The 21161-nt window shown below is 48.5% G+C and carries 23 protein-coding genes; 4 read left to right on the top strand and 19 right to left on the bottom strand.

The annotated features are described in order from the left end of the window. Nucleotides 1-301 precede the first annotated feature (301 nt). The 16 genes from der to XMA152_RS12205 form a co-directional block, all read right to left on the bottom strand. Nucleotides 302-1738: a ribosome biogenesis GTPase Der gene (der, locus tag XMA152_RS12130; RefSeq protein ID WP_173480725.1), complete on the bottom strand. Its 1437-nt coding sequence runs from the start codon at nucleotides 1736-1738 to the stop codon at nucleotides 302-304. Nucleotides 1739-1819: 81 nt separating this feature from the next. Then, nucleotides 1820-2968: an outer membrane protein assembly factor BamB gene (gene bamB / locus XMA152_RS12135; protein ID WP_173480724.1), complete on the bottom strand. Its 1149-nt coding sequence runs from the start codon at nucleotides 2966-2968 to the stop codon at nucleotides 1820-1822. Then, the gene (locus tag XMA152_RS12140; RefSeq protein ID WP_173483754.1) at nucleotides 2968-3624 is read right to left on the bottom strand and encodes a tetratricopeptide repeat protein; all 657 of its coding nucleotides are present in this window, start codon (nucleotides 3622-3624) and stop codon (nucleotides 2968-2970) included. The genes bamB and XMA152_RS12140 overlap by 1 nt, the downstream gene beginning before the upstream one ends. A gap of 13 nt (nucleotides 3625-3637) precedes the next feature. Then, a complete protein-coding gene (gene hisS / locus XMA152_RS12145) occupies nucleotides 3638-4915 on the bottom strand; it encodes a histidine--tRNA ligase (protein WP_173480722.1) in 1278 nt (425 codons plus the stop codon). 27 nt (nucleotides 4916-4942) lie between these two features. Continuing rightward, on the bottom strand, nucleotides 4943-5929 hold the full coding sequence (locus XMA152_RS12150) for a RodZ domain-containing protein (RefSeq protein ID WP_173483755.1): 987 nt from the start codon (nucleotides 5927-5929) through the stop codon (nucleotides 4943-4945). Then, nucleotides 5926-6699 (bottom strand): type IV pilus biogenesis/stability protein PilW, encoded by a 774-nt coding sequence (gene pilW / locus XMA152_RS12155; RefSeq protein WP_217363716.1) that lies wholly within the window; start codon nucleotides 6697-6699, stop codon nucleotides 5926-5928. The genes XMA152_RS12150 and pilW overlap by 4 nt, the downstream gene beginning before the upstream one ends. Nucleotides 6700-6761: 62 nt before the next feature. Next, nucleotides 6762-7871 (bottom strand): 23S rRNA (adenine(2503)-C(2))-methyltransferase RlmN, encoded by a 1110-nt coding sequence (gene rlmN / locus XMA152_RS12160; protein ID WP_173480720.1) that lies wholly within the window; start codon nucleotides 7869-7871, stop codon nucleotides 6762-6764. A 57-nt stretch (nucleotides 7872-7928) separates the two neighbouring features. Then, nucleotides 7929-8336 carry a nucleoside-diphosphate kinase gene (gene ndk, locus XMA152_RS12165; protein WP_169450197.1) on the bottom strand — a complete coding sequence of 136 codons (408 nt, stop codon included), beginning with the start codon at nucleotides 8334-8336 and terminating at the stop codon, nucleotides 7929-7931. Nucleotides 8337-8475: 139 nt separating this feature from the next. Further along, nucleotides 8476-8814 carry an ISC system 2Fe-2S type ferredoxin gene (fdx, locus tag XMA152_RS12170; protein ID WP_173480719.1) on the bottom strand — a complete coding sequence of 113 codons (339 nt, stop codon included), beginning with the start codon at nucleotides 8812-8814 and terminating at the stop codon, nucleotides 8476-8478. 9 nt (nucleotides 8815-8823) lie between these two features. Then, entirely contained in the window at nucleotides 8824-10680 is a 1857-nt protein-coding gene (gene hscA / locus XMA152_RS12175; RefSeq protein WP_173483756.1) for a Fe-S protein assembly chaperone HscA, read from the bottom strand. Nucleotides 10681-10682: 2 nt separating this feature from the next. After that, the gene (gene hscB / locus XMA152_RS12180; RefSeq protein ID WP_173480717.1) at nucleotides 10683-11216 is read right to left on the bottom strand and encodes a Fe-S protein assembly co-chaperone HscB; all 534 of its coding nucleotides are present in this window, start codon (nucleotides 11214-11216) and stop codon (nucleotides 10683-10685) included. Nucleotides 11217-11235: 19 nt separating this feature from the next. Then, nucleotides 11236-11559: an iron-sulfur cluster assembly protein IscA gene (gene iscA, locus XMA152_RS12185; protein WP_173480716.1), complete on the bottom strand. Its 324-nt coding sequence runs from the start codon at nucleotides 11557-11559 to the stop codon at nucleotides 11236-11238. Between the two features lie 42 nt (nucleotides 11560-11601). Next, nucleotides 11602-11982 (bottom strand): Fe-S cluster assembly scaffold IscU, encoded by a 381-nt coding sequence (gene iscU, locus XMA152_RS12190; protein WP_173480715.1) that lies wholly within the window; start codon nucleotides 11980-11982, stop codon nucleotides 11602-11604. 22 nt (nucleotides 11983-12004) lie between these two features. Continuing rightward, nucleotides 12005-13219 (bottom strand): IscS subfamily cysteine desulfurase, encoded by a 1215-nt coding sequence (locus tag XMA152_RS12195; protein ID WP_173480714.1) that lies wholly within the window; start codon nucleotides 13217-13219, stop codon nucleotides 12005-12007. Nucleotides 13220-13256: 37 nt separating this feature from the next. Continuing rightward, complete coding sequence (iscR, locus tag XMA152_RS12200; protein WP_173480713.1) at nucleotides 13257-13733, bottom strand: Fe-S cluster assembly transcriptional regulator IscR; 477 nt, start codon at nucleotides 13731-13733, stop codon at nucleotides 13257-13259. An 89-nt stretch (nucleotides 13734-13822) separates the two neighbouring features. Further along, entirely contained in the window at nucleotides 13823-14572 is a 750-nt protein-coding gene (locus tag XMA152_RS12205; protein WP_173480712.1) for an RNA methyltransferase, read from the bottom strand. A gap of 129 nt (nucleotides 14573-14701) precedes the next feature. On the opposite strand from XMA152_RS12205, the gene XMA152_RS12210 reads away from it, so the two are divergent. From XMA152_RS12210 to XMA152_RS12220, 3 genes are all read left to right on the top strand, one after another. Next, entirely contained in the window at nucleotides 14702-15502 is an 801-nt protein-coding gene (locus tag XMA152_RS12210) for an inositol monophosphatase family protein (protein WP_254442795.1), read from the top strand. A 74-nt stretch (nucleotides 15503-15576) separates the two neighbouring features. Beyond that, the gene (gene nosP, locus XMA152_RS12215; RefSeq protein ID WP_173483757.1) at nucleotides 15577-16722 is read left to right on the top strand and encodes a nitric oxide-sensing protein NosP; all 1146 of its coding nucleotides are present in this window, start codon (nucleotides 15577-15579) and stop codon (nucleotides 16720-16722) included. Continuing rightward, nucleotides 16709-18043, top strand: a complete 1335-nt coding sequence (locus tag XMA152_RS12220) for a hybrid sensor histidine kinase/response regulator (protein WP_173483758.1) — start codon at nucleotides 16709-16711, stop codon at nucleotides 18041-18043. Before nosP ends, XMA152_RS12220 begins: the two co-directional genes overlap by 14 nt. Here the strand turns inward: XMA152_RS12220 and XMA152_RS12225 are convergent. Beyond that, nucleotides 18040-18687: a response regulator transcription factor gene (locus XMA152_RS12225; protein WP_173480709.1), complete on the bottom strand. Its 648-nt coding sequence runs from the start codon at nucleotides 18685-18687 to the stop codon at nucleotides 18040-18042. The genes XMA152_RS12220 and XMA152_RS12225 overlap by 4 nt on opposite strands. A 4-nt stretch (nucleotides 18688-18691) precedes the next feature. Then, nucleotides 18692-19144 carry a GNAT family N-acetyltransferase gene (locus tag XMA152_RS12230; protein ID WP_173483759.1) on the bottom strand — a complete coding sequence of 151 codons (453 nt, stop codon included), beginning with the start codon at nucleotides 19142-19144 and terminating at the stop codon, nucleotides 18692-18694. Between the two features lie 191 nt (nucleotides 19145-19335). Here XMA152_RS12230 and XMA152_RS12235 point away from each other — a divergent pair, with 191 nt between their 5' ends. Then, nucleotides 19336-20856 carry an aldehyde dehydrogenase family protein gene (locus XMA152_RS12235; RefSeq protein WP_173480707.1) on the top strand — a complete coding sequence of 507 codons (1521 nt, stop codon included), beginning with the start codon at nucleotides 19336-19338 and terminating at the stop codon, nucleotides 20854-20856. Between the two features lie 208 nt (nucleotides 20857-21064). On the opposite strand, the gene XMA152_RS12240 is transcribed toward XMA152_RS12235, so the two are convergent. Beyond that, on the bottom strand, nucleotides 21065-21161 hold a 97-nt coding region (locus tag XMA152_RS12240; protein WP_173482665.1), incomplete at its 5' end, for an IS3 family transposase.

Here is a 21161-nt window from a genome sequence, read left to right on the forward strand (position 1 = left end):
AAAAACATTACGCTAAATGAATTCACATATAGGTTGCTTGTCTTGTTAAGCTTTTGTGCTCAACCTCAACAAGCGCCCACACGCATTACCTGATTAATTGTTAAAGAGCGTGCCACCGATCTCTTGGTGGCTGCTTGAGTACTCGTCTCAAGCGAGGTGCGTATATTACCGACACCCGATTTTTATTCAACCCCTTTTTTGTAAAAAAACACACTTTTTTGAACATTTATTTTTACTGGGTTTGCAGTAATGAAAAACGCACCTTTAATAAGGTGCGTTTTTTGTAGGAGTGGGAGAAAGATTAGCGCTTACGCTTTTTATCTTTCGCTCGCTTCTTCATCTCTTTAATGTGCTGACGATGTCTCTCTTTTTTAGCCTCCTGGCGACCGGAGAGTTTATTCACTCTGCCAGAAAAAGGGTTATCGCCCGTTTTAAATTGGAAGCGAATCGGTGTTCCGCGCACTTTTAGAAGCGAGGTAAAGCGATTCTCAAGATAGCGCTTATAAGAGCCCGGCAGTGCGTTGGTCTGATTTCCATGCACTACAATGATAGGCGGGTTTGAACCACCCTGGTGAGCAAAGCGCAACTTAATACGGCGATTATTGACCGCTGGTGGCTGATGATCAGCTACAACATCTTCAAGCAGACGAGTCAGCTCATTAGTCGACCATTTTTTCATTGCACAACGGTAGGCTTCGTTCACTGACCGATAAAGATCGCCAACACCCGTTCCATGCAGCGCCGAGATGAAGTGGAAACGAGCAAAGGTCGCAAACCCCATGCGGCGCTCTACTTGAGTCTTAACCTTCTCTTTTGCTTCATAGTCCATGCCGTCCCACTTATTCAGTGCAACTACCAGAGCTCGGCCAGAGTCGATCACGAAGCCGAGCATGTTTAGATCTTGCTCAGTGACACCATCACGCGCATCAATGATTGCGACAACAACATTGGCATCTTTGATAGCCTGAAGCGTTTTGATGATTGAGAACTTCTCTACCGCCTCTGTCACTTGACGACGACGGCGAACCCCGGCCGTATCAATTAGAGTGTATGGCTGGCCATCTCGCTCGTATGGAATGTAGATACTGTCTCGAGTCGTCCCGGCATGGTCGTATACCACTACGCGCTCTTCACCAAGCATTCGGTTTACCAGCGTAGATTTACCCACATTAGGGCGACCAACAATGGCGATACGAATATTGCCATCATCTTCCTCTTCCGGCTCTGCGCCCTCTTCAGGGTATGGCACACCGGCTTCATCTAATGTCATATCAATCAACTGACGAACACCGCGACCATGAGCCGCTGCAATGGAGAGCGGATCCCCAATACCCAGCGCATAGAAGTCAGAGCGAGCGATATCAGGATCCAATCCATCGGTCTTATTGACTACAAGGTAGACTTTTTTCTCGTGACGACGCAGATGATCTGCAATCATTTCGTCAGCTGGGTTGATACCTGCACGAGCATCCACAAGGAACAGAACGATATCGGCTTCATCAACTGCTTGAAAAGACTGCTGTGCCATTTCACGGTCAATACCGCTCTCGTCACCCGTGATACCACCAGTATCTATGACAATATAGTCTCGCTCCCCTAGATCACCTTCACCGTACTTACGGTCACGTGTCAATCCAGGAAGATCGGCAACCAGCGCATCACGCGATCTGGTCAAGCGGTTAAACAGGGTCGATTTACCGACATTAGGGCGCCCAATTAGGGCAATTACCGGAAGCATATTGCTCACCTGATTCCAAAAAACAGAAGGCGGCAACCTGCAAGTCAGGTCACCGCCTTATATAAAATTAAAAGGCTTTTGCTATTTTAGCGTTAAAGCACTCAATTTACCCGAGTTACTGAGTACAAATGTTGTATCCCCTACCACGACTGGATCCGCCGTGACAGGTGAACTACCCAAATTGACTCGAGCGATAGGACGCCCGTCGATTTGCGACAGGGCATGTAGGTAGCCCAGAGCATCCCCAAAAATTACTTCGTTACCGACCACTACCGGTGCCGATAAGCCTCGATTAGCAAAATCAGAGTTGCGCCAAACACTGGCTGACGACGAGACATCAAAGGCCTCAACCGCTCCCTTTGCATCTACCGCATAGACATTACCAAAACCGACCGCCAGCTCTTGATAAGTAGAGAAAGATTGAGTCCAGACTGTTGACGCCGTGCGCGGGTTGATCGCTACAACACGACCTTGATACCCGCCGGTCAGAATAAGATCGTTTGCTATTGCAAAGCCACCATCCAAATCCATTAGACGCTCAAACTCGGAACGACCCATCGCATCAGCAGCACGAATCTCCCAGGCTGGAATACCTGTTTCGCCCGCCAGTGCGACTACCTTACCGTTAGCAAATCCAGCTACGACACCATCACTCAGCATGAGGGGAGTACCGGTACCACGAAGCGTCAGTGCAGGCTCTTGAGCATCATAGACCCAACGAGATTCACCGGTAATGCGATCAAAGGCGGCTAGCTGACCATTCACCTGCTGAACAACAACCAGTGACGTGCCCACTTGTGGCTGAGCCGTCACTTCGGACTTCAGCTGAGCTCGCCACTGTTCCGAACCATCTTTTGCAGATAGCGCCACCAGTTCAGCGCTATCAAGAACCACTAACGCTAGATCAAACCCTGCACCGACACCTGCACTGATTTCGGCATCCAGGTCAACGCTCCAGTTCAGCGCACCCGATTCCAGCGCATAGGATGAGATTCGTCCTTGCTTATCAGAGATCAGTAACGAATCGTTTGTCACACCTGGCTTAAACTGGTGAAACTCATCCCCAAACGACGCACCCACATCTGCACTCCAAACAAGGTTGAAGGCTTTCTCTTGTTCAAACGCGACCAACTCTTGTGGGCCGGACTCTTTTTCACCAGAAAAAATACCGCAACCAGACAAAAGACTGGTTGCAGCTGCTACAACAAAGGCACGCCTAATGAGATTCATTACGATGCATCTCCAGTCGCTAAATCATCATATTTCAGTTTAATCACCTGCTTGCGCTGAGGATCGGCCGACGCCATTGCCGCTTCATACGAAGCTCTCGCTTCCGAAGCGTTACCCATTGCAGCAGCCACATCTCCCTGAACCTCAGCAAATAGTGATGGGAAATCTGAGCCACTTAACTGTGCTAATGACGCTTTAGCTGCTTCAGCTTGCCCTAATCCTAATTGCACTTTCGCTTTACGGATTGTAGCCAAAGACTTCATATCTAATGGCGATACTTCACTCGTAATCACATAATCGAGCTGCTCAAGCGCACCTTCTAAATCGCCAGCATTCACTGATACACGAGCTAACACCATTGCCGCCATAGGGGCATAAGCGCTCGATGCATAATCTGCGCGAAGATCTTTCCCAACCTGTATCAAGGACGTAACCGCGGCATCATCCAGTGGCAAAGCGGTTGCGACAGGATTGAGAATCGACTCATACATAGCGGAAGCGTTTGCAGCAAAGTCATCTTGATACTGATTCCAGCCACGCCACCCAAACACAGCAGCCACAGCAATTACGACACCCATGATTAGGGATTTACCGTTCTCTTTCCACCAACTTTTGAGCGCTTCAACCTGCTCTTCTTCTGTACGTAGCTCAGCCACTATACTCTCCAACCTAAAGACTAAATTTACCTTTCAATTCACTGACCAGTGAATCTTGAGCAACTCGAACTTGATCGCCATTACCACGCAGCGGTTTTAAACTCACTTCGGACGCAGCACGCTCATCGTCACCGATAAGAATGGCAAAATCTGCTCCACTCTTATCAGCCTTTTTCATCTGACTTTTAAATCCACCGCCGCCGCAATGCAACTGAACTCGAAGGCCCGCCTCGTGACGAAGCGTTTCAGCAACACTCATCGCGGTCGCTAGATTATCATCCCCCATTCCGATGACATAGACATCGATACGTTGACGAACACTCTCAGGAACCAGTTGCAGCTCTTCAAGGAGAAGAACCAGACGCTCGACACCCATTGCGAAACCGACAGCCGGGGTTGGCTTGCCACCTAATTGACTCACCAGTCCATCGTATCGGCCACCGGCACAGACAGTACCTTGGGCGCCTAACGCATCGGTCACCCACTCAAATACGGTCTTACCGTAGTAGTCTAGACCACGCACCAAGCGAGAATTAACACGGTATTCGATACCCGCAGCCTCGAGCAGTGACTTCAACTGTTCAAAGTGTGCTTTGGACTCTTCGTCGATGTAATCATGAAAATGAGGTGCATCGTTCAATAGCTGCTGGGTGTTTTGATCTTTAGAGTCCAATATTCTGAGTGGATTAGACTCAAGGCGACGCTGACTGTCAGCATCTAGCTGATCTTTACGAGCCGACAGATAGCTGACAAGGTCCTCTTTAAACCGTGCACGAGCTTCAGCTGAACCCAAGGTATTTAATTGAAGCTCAACGGAGTTGATCAACCCTAAGCGCTTCCAAAGTTGAGCACTCATGATGATCACTTCTGCGTCAATATCAGGACCATCCATACCGAAAGCTTCAGCACCTACCTGGTGGAACTGACGATAGCGACCTTTCTGCGGGCGCTCATGACGAAACATTGGACCAGTGTACCAAAGGCGTTGGACTTGATTGTAAAGCAGGCCGTGCTGTTCTGCTGCACGAACACAACTTGCAGTCCCTTCCGGGCGAAGTGTCAAACTATCACCGTTACGATCTTCGAAGGTGTACATTTCCTTCTCAACGATATCGGTTACTTCACCAATTGAGCGTTTGAATAACTCAGTTTGTTCTACGATAGGGGTACGAATCTCAGCATAGCCATAAGCCTGCAGGACCGTTTTTACTTGAGTTTCTAGATACTGCCAGACCGGTGACTGGTCTGGCAGAAGATCATTCATACCACGAATGGCTTGTAGCTTTGCCAATTTTATAACCCGTAATGTGCGATCTAATTATCGCGATAATGTTAAACGGGCTACATTCTTTCTGGTATGAGGTTCTAAATCAACTGTTGAGCCATCAAAAGTTACAGAACTGACTGCATTCGCACGTCCAATGACAATTGAAAACGGGGCTTTACCTTTGATTGTCAGATCCTGTCCTTTTTTTGATAGCCCGTTAAACAGCGCTTCACCGGTAGCATCTTTGATATTCAGCCAACTGACATCGCTAAATTTAATCGTCACACCATCTGAACCACTCGTATTAACAGGTGAAGCGGTCAAGGGTTCGTTAGGCTCGGACTTTTCCGCCGGTTTGGGCTGCTCTGTTTTGACTGGAACGGCCGCCGTTTTAGATTCGAGATCAGGCGTTTCAGCAGGCTTAGGTAGCTCAATCGCTTTGGGCGCTTCAACCACCGCATCTTCATTAGACTCTTGAGTCATTGTTTTGATAGGTATTGAAAGACCCTCAGACTCTCCTGCCAATGGCGGAAGCGCCTGACTGCTCTGCTGCTCTTCAGGTTCAGAACCACCAAACAAACCGGACAGCCCAAGTGTCGGCCAATTAATTTGAGAAGCCCCAAAAGCAAGACCTGCTAAAAGAGCCGCAATGATGACCAACCGAAAGAGGAGTGTTAATAGCGAACTTGCACGACGCGGGTTGAGTTTCATCACCGTACCGGCGGTCGCTGAACCCGCTGATTTAATGGCTGAGCGGCGTTTAACAGGCCGCTGACCAATAGCCGCATTGTACTGTTCAACAAAGGTCTCGGGATCCAACCCAACTCGATTACAGTAGTTACGAATATAACCACGCGCAAACACCGGCTGACCCAATTGATCAAGGTCACCCGCTTCAATCGCAGAAAAAACAGCACTGGTTAGCTTCAGATCTCGCTGCAGCGCACCAGCAGAGATACCCAATGATTCACGGGCAGCAATCAGCATGTGGTTTTCAAATCCTGAGAGGCTATCGCCCAATAGATCATGGTCTGTCACAGGCCAGTATCCTTAAATTTATTATACTCTTCGGAATTCGGATAAAGGTTCTTCAAAAGCAGCGCATAACTTGCCGCTTTTGATGGGTTCCCACTATGTCTGGCTAACCTTACACCAACCCAAAGACTTTTGGCAAAGTGCTGGGTCTCTTGAGCATCAAGTTGCTGTTGAAAGATTGCATAGTGTTGAGCGGCCAGTGAAGCCTGTCCTTTATCTAAGTAAAGATCTGCAAGCTCAATATGAGCCGTCACCCGAAGTGGTGACAGTGTCACTGAACGATTAAAGACGTGCTCCGCAGCGGAATCACGATCGATCAGACGGTAGCAGCGACCCAAGTTTTCAAATGCTTGTGCTCGCTGTGTATAGAAAGGATCTTCAGTTGATCTTGCTAAGGCTTTACAGGCCTCTTCAAACCGCTGCTGAGAAAAAAGAAAGGCGCCATAGTTGTTAAAGATCATGGCAGAGTTAGGGTCTGCTTGAGTGGCTCTTTGAAAATATTGATCGGCCAGTTCTGGTTCACGCTCGGCTTGAAACACCATTGCCAAACCATTCAACGCTGGGGCATAGCCAGGGTCGGCCAAAGCAGCCTGTTGAAGAGACTCTTTTGCCGATGCCGTATCACCCGCCTGGAGATATTGCATACCCAGCTTGGTGTAGGCTGCTAGGGCAGATTGATCTATTCGCCCTTTAGGTTGTTCACTCGATGAAAAAGCGGAACAGCCTGCCAAAGTAATAGAGCAAAAAAGAGTTACTGCTTTGAATAGGGACACAAAATACCGTTTAGAAACTTAAAGTTAGTTTCATTAACGATAGTAGAATAGTGTCAATAAATCTAGCTCGTTTGATTGTGAAGTTCGATGTACTTCGCACTGCGACGAGTCTTATCCTCAACCTGACCGACGAGCTGACCACAAGCCGCATCCACATCATCGCCACGAGTACGGCGAACGGTCGTAAGGATATTCCCTTTCAACATCTCAGACTTAAATGCCTGAATTGCCTGCTCAGAGGGGCGATCGTATCCAGAATTTGGAAAAGGATTAAATGGAATCAGGTTAAGCTTACAAGGCACCTGACGAAGCAACTTAACCAGCTGACGAGCATGCTCACGCTGATCGTTCACACCAGCAATCAGTGTGTACTCGATCGTTGCTACACGTCGATCCGACAGCTTATCGAAATAGCGTTTGACCGAAGCCATTAGCTCTTCGATCGGGTAGCGCTTATTGATAGGCACTAACTGATCACGCAGTTCATTGTTTGGAGCATGCAGAGAGATCGCTAATGAGACATCAGCACCTAACTCAGCAAGCTTGTCGATTTTAGGAACCACACCGGCCGTACTCAGGGTCACACGACGCTTAGAGAGACCATAGGCGTTATCTTCCATCATCAACTGTACTGCATCAAACACAGCATCAAAGTTCATCAGCGGCTCACCCATACCCATTAACACGACGTTGGATACGCGTCGTTCACCACTTGGGTCAAACGGCCCAAAGGAACGGATAGCAACACGAAGCTGAGCGATGATTTCGGCAGCGCTAAGGTTTCGGTTGAAGCCTTGCTTGCCTGTTGAACAGAAGCTGCAGTCCAAAGAACAACCCACCTGTGAAGAGACACAGAGCGTGCGGCGATCCCCTTCAGGAATCAAGACCATCTCAATCGCTGAACCACCATCCATCTGGATGACCCATTTACGGGTACCATCTTTGGACGTTTTATCCAGTAACACCTCTGGCTCACGAATTTCAGCAACCTCAGATAGGCGTTCACGTAGGGCTTTGCTGATGTTCGTCATCTCATCAAACGAACTGGCACCCTGCTGGTGAATCCACTTTAGGACTTGAGTTGCACGAAAACGCTTCTCACCCATCTCCTCAAAGAAATCTTCAAGCTTAGTAGGTGATAGACCGATAAGGTTTACTTTCTGTTCTGCCATGAGCTTTGGACCAAAAAAAAGGCGCCCTCCGATCAACGGAGAGCACCTTGGGCGTCATTATGCGCCGAAGAAGTATTCGATTTCGCGTGCTGCAGAAGTAGCAGAGTCAGAACCGTGTACTGCGTTCGCATCGATAGACTCAGCAAAGTCACGACGGATAGTGCCTTCAGCTGCTTCTTGTGGGTTAGTTGCACCCATTAGTTCACGGTTTTTAGCGATAGCGTTTTCACCTTCAAGAACCTGAACAACAACTGGACCAGACGTCATGAAAGAGACTAGGTCGCCGAAGAAAGGACGCTCTTTGTGCTCTGCGTAGAAACCTTCAGCATCAGCTTGTGAAAGCTGTTTCATCTGCATAGCAGAAACTTTTAGGCCTGCTTTTTCGAAACGAGAAACGATCTCACCGATAACGTTTTTAGCAACAGCATCAGGTTTGATGATAGATAGAGTACGTTCAGTAGCCATGACTGTGTAATCCTTTAATTAAATTATGGGTTAAAATTTGTGCGCGGATTATACGTTATGCGACGAAAGATAAATAGCCCTTCAACCACAACAAAAAAGGCCCGCTTTACGGACCCTTTTCAGAGATGCTTTAGAAGGATCAATGCCCTTCTGATACCTGATTGATGGTGTATTTAGGAATCTCAACAACAAGATCTTCATCACCGACAACGGCCTGGCAACTTAGTCTCGATTCAGGCTCAAGGCCCCAGGCCTTATCGAGCATGTCATCTTCTAACTCGTCGGACTCCTCGAGGCTATCAAAACCCTCACGGACGACGACATGACAAGTAGTGCAAGCACAAGATTTTTCACAAGCGTGCTCAATATGAATATCGTTCGCCAGTGCTGCATCACAGATCGTAACACCCGGCTCCACATCGATCACTTTGCCGTCTGGGCACAACTCTTCATGGGGTAGGAAGATCACTTGAGTCATTACATTTACCTAATCTAATTGATCAACGCGCTGGCCTTGCAACGCTTTTTGGATTGATTGATCCATTCTGCGGGCTGCGAAGAAGTCACTTACTTGGGCGAGATGCTCTACGCCGGACTCTATCGCTTTAGAGCTCGCACCATCACGAAGCGAACGCAGAACGTCAATTTCTGAAAGAAGATCCTGTCGCTCCTGATCGCTCAGCAACTGCTCGCCATCTTCAGCAATCGCCGCTTCAAGCGATACGATTAAACGATCTGCCTCAACCTGCTGTTCACGCAAGGCGCGCCGCTCTTTATCATCTGCAGCAAACTGATAAGAATCCGTTAGCATCTGAGTAATTTCAGAGTCACTCAAACCGTAAGAGGGTTTCACTTGAACCGCACTCTCAATACCGGTTGATAGCTCTTTGGCTGAGACATTCAATAGACCATCCGCATCAACCTGAAAGGTGACTCGGATTTTAGCGGCGCCAGCCGCCATAGGAGGGATACCGCGCAGAGTAAATTGAGCCAGTGATCGGCAGTCATCTACCAACTCACGCTCACCTTGCAGCACATGCACCAACATAGCCGTTTGACCATCTTGGTAGGTTGTAAACTCTTGAGCGCGAGCAACAGGAATCGGCGTATTGCGATGAATTACCTTCTCAACCAAACCACCCATAGTCTCCAACCCTAAAGAGAGAGGGAGCACATCTAACAGCAGCAGCTCTGCATCCGGTTTATTGCCCGCTAAAATATCGGCCTGAAGAGCTGCACCCACCGCCACCACACGATCAGGATCTATGTCGGTATGAGGCTGGCGATTAAAGAACGCCTCGACCCCAGCAACAACGGCTGGCACACGAGTTGAACCACCCACCATCACAACATCGTTGATCTCATCTGGCTTGATGCCCGCATCTTTTAAGGTACGTTTGCAGGCACGAAGCGTTTTCGACACAAGGGGTGCCGTCAACTGTTCAAACTGCTGACGCGTCACCAAAACTTCTTGATCATTAGCCAAGGTTAGAGTGACTGAATCTGAATCCGTCAGTGACTCTTTTGCACGGCGCGCTTGAACCATAAGAGATCGCATAACCGCAGGTGTACGCTCTAGTTCAGGCGCTTGTTCTAGCAACCACTCAGCTAAAGCGTGGTCGAAATCATCGCCTCCCAGCGCCGAATCCCCACCCGTAGCCAGCACCTCAAACACACCCTTGGTCAAGCGCAGTATAGAGATATCAAAGGTACCGCCACCTAAATCGTAAACCGCTACGACGCCTTTATCCTGTTGATCTAAACCGTAAGCGACCGCTGCCGCAGTAGGCTCATTCAGAAGGCGAAGAACTTTCAAGCCGGCCAGCGTGGCCGCATCTTTGGTGGCCTGACGCTGTGCATCATCAAAGTAGGCTGGAACTGTAATAACAGCCCCTTCAAGCTCACCACCCAAAGATTCGGCAGCACGAGCTGAAAGCGCTTTAAGAATATCCGCAGAGATTTGAACCGGACTCAAATCACCCAAGGCTGTTTTGAGGTAGGGCATCCCCCCCTCGCCTTCTGAAAACTGATAAGGAAGTTGATCGCCTAAAGTTAACACTTCATTTGAGGAGCGACCCATTAAGCGCTTAATGGATTGAATCGTGTTAAATGGATCGTCGCTTACTCTCGACAGCGCTTCAGCACCGACGATGGCACCAGCCTCTGAGTAGTGGACAACCGAGGGCAGCAAATGGCGCCCTGCCTCATCAGAAAGTGTCTCTGCAACACCATTTCTAACCGACGCCACCAGTGAATTAGTGGTGCCTAAATCGATCCCTACCGCCAACTTACGTTGATGGGGATCCAAACTCATTCCGGGCTCTGCAATTTGCAAAAGCGCCATGACTAAAACTCCTCATCGAGGCGATCTTCCATGGCCTCTATCTCAGACAGTAGTTTCTTTAAAAATTGCAGCTTGCGAACAGACTCTTCAGCCGACTCCAAATCACCACCCGCATAAGCCACCTGAAAATGATCAAAGCAGGCTTTTTCCAACTCCACAGTTTGTGACTCTAAAGCTTCTAGAGTAGCGAAAGGGTCTGCTGCTTCGGGCGCTTCAGCTAAGGTTTCGCGAAGCTCCATCTGCTGCATTAAAAAGTCCATTGGCAGCTGCTTTCTTGACTCTTCACCGGTCAGCACACCTTGTAATGAGAGAAGGTACTGTGCACGCGAGAGTGGTGACTTAAGCGTTTCATAGGCGGTGTTGAGGTGAGTACTGTTCTGCACAGCCTGGCGCTGTTCAGCATCACCTTTGTGAGCAAATCGGTCTGGGTGATACTCTTTTTGCAGCTCTCGAAACGCTGTATCGAGGAGTGTACGATCAAGAACAAAACCTGCTTCAAGACCGAAGAGTTCGAAATAGTTTTGAGAAAGATTCAAGAATTAAGCCTTAACCGGTTTAAACATGGAAACTTTCGCCGCAACCACACTCACTGGCGACGTTCGGGTTATTGAACTGAAAGCCTTCGTTGAGCCCCTCTTTGACGAAGTCGAGCTCTGTACCCTCTAGATAGACAAGGCTTTTTGGATCAACAACAACCTTAACGCCCTCAAACTCGTATACAGAGTCTTCACTGTTAAGTTCGTCAACATACTCCAGAACGTACGCCATGCCTGAACATCCTGAGGTCTTAACCCCTAAACGGATACCAATGCCCTTGCCGCGTTTTTCTAAATACTTAGCCACATGGTTAGCAGCTGCTGACGTCATCGAAATTGACATAAAAACCTTCTACCTAAACTGTCTACCAGAGGTTAAATGCGATTACTTCTGCTTGCCGCGGTAATCTTCAATGGCTGCTTTGATTGCATCTTCTGCCAAAACTGAACAGTGAATCTTAACGGGAGGAAGCGCTAGCTCTTCAGCGATTTTAGCATTTTTCAGCTCAGCCGCCTCGTCCAGTGTCATACCTTTGACCCATTCAGTCACTAATGAGCTAGATGCAATGGCAGAGCCACAACCATAGGTTTTAAACTTTGCATCCTCAATCACGCCGTCATCACTGACTTTGATTTGAAGTCTCATTACGTCACCACATGCAGGTGCACCGACCATGCCGGTACCTACGTGTGGATCATCACTTTCCATTTTGCCAACATTACGAGGATTCTCGTAGTGATCAATTACTTTATCGCTGTAAGCCATGCTGATCTCCTCTCACTGAGTATTAGTGATGTACCCACTCAACCTTAGTTAAATCCACACCGTCCTTGTACATATCCCACAAAGGCGATAATTCACGAAGTTTTTCTACGGCCACACGTGCTTGTGCCGCTGCGTAATCCACCTCTTCATCGGTCGTAAATCGACCAAAAGAGAAACGGATCGAGCTGTGCGCCATCTCATCATTGAGGCCCAATGCACGTAGCACGTAAGAGGGCTCAAGGCTTGCTGATGTACAAGCAGAACCAGAAGAGACCGCCAAATCTTTCAGAGACATCAGAAGTGATTCACCCTCAACAAAGGCAAAACTCACATTCAGGTTGCCTGGGTAGCGCTGCTCAACAGAACCATTGATATGAACCTCTTCCATATCGCTGATTTGTGACCAGAAACGATCACGAAGTTCAGCCAAACGCTTATGCTCTTGCTCCATCGATGCTTGAGCAATCGCGCAGGCTTCACCCATACCAACCAACTGGTGAGTTGCCAAAGTACCTGAGCGCATACCGCGCTCATGGCCACCACCATGTATTTGAGCTTCAATACGTACACGTGGCTTACGACGCACATACAGTGCACCGACACCTTTCGGGCCATACATTTTGTGGCCACAAAGTGACATTAGATCGACCTTCATCTCGGCCATATCGATTGGTAACTTGCCAGCACTTTGCGCAGCATCTACGTGGAACAGCACACCGTGCTTACGAGTCAATTCACCGATCGCCGCAATATCAGTAATCGTGCCAATCTCATTGTTGACGTGCATCAGAGAGACAAGAATGGTGTCATCGCGAAGCGCATCTGCCACCATCTGTGGCGTAATCAGACCGTCGCTACCCGGTGTTAGGTAGGTCACTTCATACCCTTCACGCTCTAATTGGCGACAGGTGTCGAGGACCGCTTTGTGCTCAATCTTAGAGGTAATGATGTGCTTACCCTTCTTATGGTAGAAGTGTGCAACACCTTTAATGGCCAAGTTATCCGATTCGGTAGCGCCTGAGGTCCAGACGATTTCACGAGGGTCTGCACCAATCAACTCTGCTACCTGGCGACGGGCAGTCTCAGCCGCCTCTTCCGCCTTCCAACCAAACAGGTGCGAACGTGACGCTGGGTTACCAAAGTTACCATCTGGGGTAAGGCACGCCATCATCTTTTCAGCAACACGAGGGTCCACCGGTGTTGTCGCTGAGTAATCTAGATAGATCGGCAGTTTCATACTCTCTCTCCAAAAACGTTAAACTGAGTTATGGCTCTTATGCGCTGGCAACAGAGGGAATTAACCCGTCAGCTGCCGTACTTTGGCTTTGACGATCTGCAACAGCCATTACATCCCTGCGTTTCAAAAGATCTGCAAGGCTAATATCACTAAGAAAGTTGTGGATCTGATCGCTAAGATCGCTCCACAGATGGTGCGTCAAACAGGTCTCACCGGCCTGACAGTTACCTTGGCTGTTACAGCCTGTAGCATCAATCGATTCATTAACCGCATCGATGATAGATGCTACAGTAATCTGTTCGCACTCCAGATTGAGCAGGTAGCCTCCACCTGGCCCCCGCACACTGGTCACCAGTGCGCACTTACGCAACTTGGCAAAAAGCTGCTCAAGATAGGATAAAGAGATACCCTGTCTTTCAGAAATATCCGCCAAACTGACTGGTCCTTTCTCTTTGTTGAGCGCCAAATCAAGCATCGCGGTTACGGCATATCGCCCTTTGGTTGTAAGTCGCATAAGACCTTCCTACACCCTATTGTGTTAAAGGTATTATCTAAAACCCTACAAAAACAGTCAACTATTAATCCTACAATTTTAGTCAACTATTAATCTTTACGGATTGAGCGATTTATCTTGGTCAAAATGCCACGCAAAATATTGACCTCTACTTTGTCTGGTACCGCCCTTAGTAGCAGTCTTCTTAACCGAGTCATTAACTGTCTTGGATTATCAGGCTCGAGAAACTTAATATCGATCAGTGTCTGCTCAAGATGATTAAACATCAGCTCAATCTCTTTTTGATCTGCCAACTCAATATCCCAATCCACACCCCATTGCGGCGCTTCTTCAACCACCGACTCTTGCAGCGCCATGCGCAGTTCATACGCGATCACCTGCACAGCTGCGCCGACATTTAATGAGCTAAAATCGGGATTGGTCGGAATATGAACATGCAGATGACAAGCGTGCAGCTCTTCATTGGTTAAGCCACGATCTTCACGACCAAACAGAATAGCTACTTTGAAATCATCTGAAGAGTGGGAGAGTCGCTCTGAAACTTGAGCTGATAACTCTCTAGGGTTAACGATCGGCCAAGGGATGTGACGACCTCGAGCACTGGTGCCCACCACCAACTGACAATCCGCAACTGCTTCCTGTAACGACTCAACGACCAGTGCAGATTCAAGAATATCATCCGCTCTCGAAGAGCGAGCATTGGCTTCAGGGTGAGGAAAGAGTTTGGGCTCTACCAGACAGAGTTCAGACAGCCCCATATTCTTCATAGCACGCGCAGCAGCACCAATGTTCCCTGGGTGGGTGGTATTAACTAACACGATTCGGATTTTATCTAACATCTGTCTCTCCCTGAGCGGGCGTGATTCTAACAGATGACGCCATGAATCACATCTGCTCGATAGTAGCGGTTTTGTAGCGGTCTGAGGTATAATGAAATTCGCTCTTTTAACAATTCCGGATACTTACTGATGCAACCAATGGTTAACATCGCCCTACGGGCTGCCCGTCAGGCTAGTGAACAGATCACTCACGCTTTAGAACGTCTCGACCTCATTAAAAGCGAGCAGTCGAGTGTCGCTACTTTTTTAAGCGATACGTGCAAAAACGTTGAACGCACTATTGCGTTTAACATCCAAAAAGCGAACCCACACCACAGCATCTTCGGTGAGTATTCAGGTGAGTACCCAGCTCAAGAAGAGGGCCCTAACCCTTGTGAGTGGCGAGTACACCCTATCGACAGTGTTGTTCACTTTTCAAACGCAATCCCCTCTTTTGCGCTGTGCATTACTGGAACTATCCGCGGTAAAGTTGAACACGCACTGATTCTTAACCCCATTACCGGTGAAGAGTTTACTGCGAGCAACGGTCAAGGCGCACAGCTAAACGGCAAACGCCTTCGTGTCAGCAACAGCAAAGCGCTTGATAGCACTCTGATCGGAACCGGTTTCTTGGGTCGTCCTTCAGACAAGAGCAACCTTGATCTACAACTGAACATTAACCGCGCATTGATTGAAGCGAACGCTGACATTTTCAGCACCGGTTCTGTCGCACTGAATCTAGCTTACACTGCAGCCGGTCGAATTGACGGCGTTGTTCAGAAAGGCGTGGTGGCAGAAGAGATCGATGCAGGCCTACTCATTCTTCGCGAAGCGGGTGGCCTATCGGCTGATTTTACAGGCGGAACTGACATCCGCGGCAAAGGTGAGCTGATCGCCGCTAACCCGAAACTGTTTAAAGCACTGGTTACCAAGGTTCATAGCCTTAAATAATCATTCTAAAGGCGGGTTGATCCCGCCTCTGTTTTTTCTATACTGGGTGTTCTAAAAACAAAAAGAACACAACAGTGAACGCTCAATCGATATTTACCGCTTCGTCCAGCAACAGCGATCCCGAACTGGCCGTGAAAGAGCTGAAACATCAGCTCAACGATCCCTCAATTCAATTTGTACTGTTCTTCTGTTCAGCCTCTTTCAATCTTGCGAAGTTGGGCTATGCATTAAACGAACAGTTTCATGACATTGGCATTTCAGGCTGCACGACAGCCGGAGAGATAACCCCTAACGGCTATGAGCGCGGGTCGATTACAGCCATTGGTTTCTCTAACCAGGATTTTTGTGTTCAAGTCGGCTCCGTGAAGAACCTGAAACGCTTCACTTTAGGCGATGCTCAAACCATGCTGGATCAGTTGCGGTCACAGTGCACCCTTTCAAGCGCTGCACTGAACGGCTTTGCCATTACTTTGGTTGATGGCCTTTCAATTGACGAAGAGATCTTTCTTGCCACCCTCAACTCTGCACTTGGCTCAATCCCCAGCTTTGGCGGATCGGCGGGTGATGACGTCAATCTAGCCACCACCCATGTCTTTTTTGACGGTGATTTCCATACCGACGCGGCGGCCGTTTTGATGGTCAATACACGATTTGAGTTTGAGGTTTTTACAACCCACCACCTACTCCCAACCGATAACAAGTTTGTGGTGACGGACGCTGAACCGCAAAACAGAAAAGTCAATGAACTCAATGCCGACCTAGCGGCGACCGAGTATGCCGATGCACTTGAGCTATCAGTCGATCAGTTAAATAACGATATCTGCACGCTCAACCCCTTGGCTGTCAAAATTGGTGAGCAGTATTTTATTCGCTCCATCCAATCCATTGAGCCCGATTCCAGCCTGACGTTCTTTTGCGCAATGGAGAATGGCATCGCGTTAACACTGATGCAGCCCAAGGATTTAAAAGAGAATCTGATCGATCTATTCAATGGCATTGAGAGTCGCATTGGAAAACCACAGATAGTGATTGGCTGCGACTGTTTTTTACGACGCAGGGAAGCCGAACTTAAAGGTGAAGATCAGCAGGTTTCAGAACTTCTAAAAGCCTTTAATGTGATTGGTTTGAACACCTACGGTGAGCAATTCTCAGGCATGCATATTAACCAAACTTTTACTGCAGTCGCCATCGGACAGAGACGGTTGAATGAGTCAGTCTGAGTTAGACGCTGCGCAGAAAGAGAACGCAAAGCTGCGCAAGATCAACCAAGCGCTGATAGAGCGACTGGAGTCAGGCGCCGTTCAACTGGCAAACCCCTACTCCGCCTTTGAGCATTCCGTTACGCTTGCTGAACAGGTCAGAGAGCGCACCGATGCACTGAACCAAGCGCTGGAAAAGCTTAACCTAAGCCATAGAGAGCTGAGTCAAGCCAACCAAGTCGCCGAGCAAGCCAATCTCTCAAAAACGAAATTCCTAGCGGCCGTTAGCCATGATCTACTGCAACCTCTGAATGCCGCCAGACTGTTCGCCACCACTCTCGCCGAGCAACCCTTGGATGATCGTCCAAAGTCACTGGTAGATTCGATGACTCGTTCACTCAACGATGTAGAGAACCTTTTGAGAACGCTGGTCGATATCTCCAAGTTGGATGCAGGCGTTGTCCATGCGGATAAAACCAATATCAGAGTTGCACCGATTTTGGAGCAACTCTCAACGGAGTTTGAGGCTGCGGCTCAACATGCCGGACTGAAGTTTAAACATCGAACCTGTAACGCTTGGGTACACAGTGACTCGCTGCTACTGATTCGATTACTGCGCAATCTTCTGACCAACGCGATCCGCTATACCAAAACAGGCGGCGTCCTACTCTCCGCAAGGCAACGTGGTGACAAATTGCTGATACAGGTATGGGACACTGGTGAGGGAATTAGCCAAGAGGATCAGAAGAGCATCTTTGATGAGTTCAAACGACTACCCAATGCGGACAAAGCGCACGATAAAGGGTTAGGGCTTGGCCTATCGATCGTCGATAAAATTGCAAAGGTGTTAAACCATACGTTGACTGTGACATCGACACTGGGCAAAGGATCAGTCTTCAGCCTTGAGATCCCAATTTTAAATAGAGCACAGGAGCCGGCTAACGATCCATCCACCCTCCATCCTTCTCTCTCCTCATCCCTTCAGGGTAAACAGATCCTCGTGGTCGATAACGATGCGACCATTTGTGAAGCCATGAGTCAGCTTCTCACACACTGGGGGGCTAATGTCGCGACCTCACTGAACGGTGAAGCCTTAGGGGATAAGATCGATCTGGGAAGCGTTGATCTGTTAATCGTAGATTACCATCTGGATCAGGGTACCGGCATCGATCTAGCAAAGCGTTTACTTGAGCAGAGCTCCATCGATATTCCTGTACTGGTCGTGACGGCCAACCATAGCCAGAGTCTCAATGAGACGATTCGACAAGAGGGTTTTAGCCTGCTGCACAAACCGCTAAAGCCTTTACTCTTTAGGCAGCGCTTGCGACAGCTGTTGGGCTAGAGATAGATCGAAAAGTCTATGGAAGAGGCTTGATTAGCCGCCTGAACACGGTTATCGACACCCAATCGACGCAGTATTTCAGAGACGTGCGTTTTAATCGTGCTCTCTGAAAGGTTTAACTCATCACCAATCTGTTTGTTTGAGCGCCCTTGGGCAAGCTGCTCTAACACCAAAAGCTGTTTTCGAGTCAGCGCCCTCAGCGTATCGTGAAGCTGATGACTACTATTCTGCTGAGGTGACGCTTGGCGCAACAGCTCTGCAGGCATGTAGAGATCACCCGCCAGTATTTGCTCTATCGCCTTACCGAGGGCCTGCTTAGGCAGAGACTTGGGCACATAACCCACGGCTCCAAGTGCTAAAGCTTGCAGTACTAGTTGTTTATTCTCCTCTGCGGAGACAATGGCAACCGCAACATCGGGATGGTGAGATCGAATGTGTTGCAGTCCTGATAAACCTTGAACCCCAGGCATATTAAGATCCAATAGAACCAGGTCCGGCTGCTGCGCTTCAATGAGTTGATCAACCTCGCTGAATTGACCGCACTCGGCGACTTGCTCATCGGGGTAGAGGTCGATTAAAACATTAACGACCGCCTCTCTATAGAGGGGGTGATCATCAACGACTAGGAACTGGTAAGAAGGCATAGGTTTAAGCGTCTCGAATCATGCCAATGTGAGCAATACCGCACTCATCGTAGACTTCACCATAGGATTGAAAACCAAAGCGCTGATAAAACGCCTCGACGGGTAGTTGTGCCGACAAGCGAATAGCGACACCCGGCGCGAGGGTCTCCAGTATATGAATCGCCTCTTCTGTTAGGGTGTTTGCAAACCCTTTTCCCCGTTCGGCTTTGGGAACTAGGACCCTACCGATCGAGGATTCAGCATAGACTTGGTTGGGTAAGAAGAGTCGTGCATAGGCAACCAGTTCACCGGCTCTGTTTTCTAACCAGAGGTGCTGCGCAATCTGATCTTTATCATCCAGATCTTCACATTGACAGCTCTGCTCTAAGAAAAAAACGTTCGAGCGGTGTTTCATGATCTTGTAAAGCTGATCAATCGATAGCTCGTCAAAAGTTTTGAGAAAACGTTTTGTGGTCACTGACTACTCCTTGAAAGTAGTTCGATTCTATCACTACTTTCCCGCACACCACATTGCTCTTTCAAAAACGGTACTTTAGTACCAATTAAAAAGAGCCTTATGGCCGATAGGGGATCTTATCGAAACTCTTCATAGTGAGGTCAGGCTAATCAATAGCCCCTCGACTAAAAAAAACAAATGAGGATTCTTCGATGATCTATGCAAATCCAGGCAGCGCAGGCGCTGTTGTCTCTTTCAAAGCAAAATACGGCAACTACATCGGCGGCCAATGGGTAGAACCAGTTAAAGGCCAATACTTCACAAACCACACTCCTGTAAACGGTGAAGCGATTTGTGAAATCCCACGTTCGACTGAAGAGGATATCAACCTAGCGATTGATGCTGCTGAAGCAGCTAAAGATGCATGGGGCACAACCTCTGTTACAGAACGCTCTAACCTACTGTTAAAAATTGCTGACGTTATCGATGCAAACAGTGAAATGCTGGCGGTTGCTGAAACTTGGGACAACGGTAAAGCCGTTCGTGAAACCCTAGCAGCCGATATCCCACTCTCTTCTGACCACTTCCGTTACTTTGCCGGCTGTATTCGTGCACAAGAGGGAAGCATTGGTGAAATTGATAATAAAACGGTTGCCTACCACTTCCACGAGCCACTGGGCGTGGTTGGACAGATTATCCCATGGAACTTCCCACTACTGATGGCTGCCTGGAAACTGGCACCAGCTCTTGCCGCCGGTAACTGTGTGGTTCTTAAGCCTGCAGAGCAGACTCCTGCCTCAATTTTGGTTCTAATGGAGCTGATTGGCGATCTTCTACCAGCGGGCGTACTTAATATTGTAAACGGCTTTGGTGAAGAGGCCGGTCAGGCATTGGCTAGCAGCAAACGCATTGCGAAGATTGCCTTCACAGGCTCTACGCCTGTTGGCTCACACATCATGAAGTGTGCAGCCGAAAACATTATTCCATCAACCACTGAGCTAGGCGGCAAATCACCTAACATCTACTTCTCGGATGTTATGAACGCTGAACCTGAATTTGTCAGCAAAGCCGTTGAGGGTGCGGTACTAGCCTTCTTTAACCAGGGTGAAGTGTGTACCTGTCCATCACGTCTTCTTGTACAAGAAGATATTGCAGACGAGTTCCTTGCGATGGTGGTTGAACGCGCTAAACAGATCAAACGTGGTAACCCACTGGATACTGACACCATGGTGGGTGCTCAGGCATCACAAGAGCAGTTCGATCGCATTCTTAACTACCTACAGATCGGTCGTGATGAGGGTGCAGAGGTATTGATGGGTGGTGACGTTCACGCAGTGGATGGCGATCTATCCAAAGGCTACTACATCCAACCAACTCTTCTTAAAGGCAGCAATGACATGCGCGTCTTCCAAGAGGAGATCTTTGGACCGGTTGTCTCAGTCTGTACCTTCAAAGACGAAGCGGAAGCACTGGCAATCGCTAACGATACCACTTTCGGTCTTGGTGCTGGTGTATGGACACGCGATAGCAACGTTCAATACCGTATGGGTCGCGGCATTCAAGCCGGTCGTGTATGGATGAACTGTTACCACCTCTACCCTGCTCACGCAGCATTTGGTGGATACAAGAAATCAGGTGTTGGCCGTGAAACGCACAAGATGATGCTGGATCACTACCAACAGACCAAGAACATGCTTATCAGTTACGACATTAACCCACTGGGTTTCTTCTAACGCTTCCAAAGTGCTTGCCCCCGCCAGGGGGCTTTTTTATTCCCAGGATGGGATGTATCCAGCGGTTTCAGGGATGAAATAGAGCTGGGCATATCCAGGATGGGATGTATCCAGCGGTTTCACGGATGAAATGGAGCTGGGAATACCAGCTTTGCTGGCAAAAAAAAGCCGGCTTATTTGAACTGACCCCATAAAGTTGGACTCATTTCTAAGCGGCGCTCAAGGCCTGATTTCGATATGCTATCGGACTCAGGCCTTTTAGTTTAAGCTTAATTCGCTCGTTGTTGTAATAATCAATGTATTCT

Source organism: Marinobacterium sp. xm-a-152 (assembly GCF_013282965.1).
Lineage (GTDB): Bacteria > Pseudomonadota > Gammaproteobacteria > Pseudomonadales > Balneatricaceae > Marinobacterium_E.

Coding starts and splice junctions, on each gene's coding strand:
- XMA152_RS12225 (WP_173480709.1), bottom strand. CDS start 18,687: ATGCCTTCTTACCAGTTCCTAGTCGTTGATGATCACCCCCTCTATAGA.
- iscR (WP_173480713.1), bottom strand. CDS start 13,733: ATGCGACTTACAACCAAAGGGCGATATGCCGTAACCGCGATGCTTGAT.
- rlmN (WP_173480720.1), bottom strand. CDS start 7,871: ATGGCAGAACAGAAAGTAAACCTTATCGGTCTATCACCTACTAAGCTT.
- bamB (WP_173480724.1), bottom strand. CDS start 2,968: ATGAATCTCATTAGGCGTGCCTTTGTTGTAGCAGCTGCAACCAGTCTT.
- XMA152_RS12210 (WP_254442795.1), top strand. CDS start 14,702: ATGCAACCAATGGTTAACATCGCCCTACGGGCTGCCCGTCAGGCTAGT.
- iscA (WP_173480716.1), bottom strand. CDS start 11,559: ATGTCAATTTCGATGACGTCAGCAGCTGCTAACCATGTGGCTAAGTAT.
- XMA152_RS12220 (WP_173483758.1), top strand. CDS start 16,709: ATGAGTCAGTCTGAGTTAGACGCTGCGCAGAAAGAGAACGCAAAGCTG.
- XMA152_RS12235 (WP_173480707.1), top strand. CDS start 19,336: ATGATCTATGCAAATCCAGGCAGCGCAGGCGCTGTTGTCTCTTTCAAA.
- der (WP_173480725.1), bottom strand. CDS start 1,738: ATGCTTCCGGTAATTGCCCTAATTGGGCGCCCTAATGTCGGTAAATCG.
- iscU (WP_173480715.1), bottom strand. CDS start 11,982: ATGGCTTACAGCGATAAAGTAATTGATCACTACGAGAATCCTCGTAAT.
- fdx (WP_173480719.1), bottom strand. CDS start 8,814: ATGACTCAAGTGATCTTCCTACCCCATGAAGAGTTGTGCCCAGACGGC.
- hscA (WP_173483756.1), bottom strand. CDS start 10,680: ATGGCGCTTTTGCAAATTGCAGAGCCCGGAATGAGTTTGGATCCCCAT.
- XMA152_RS12195 (WP_173480714.1), bottom strand. CDS start 13,219: ATGAAACTGCCGATCTATCTAGATTACTCAGCGACAACACCGGTGGAC.
- XMA152_RS12205 (WP_173480712.1), bottom strand. CDS start 14,572: ATGTTAGATAAAATCCGAATCGTGTTAGTTAATACCACCCACCCAGGG.
- ndk (WP_169450197.1), bottom strand. CDS start 8,336: ATGGCTACTGAACGTACTCTATCTATCATCAAACCTGATGCTGTTGCT.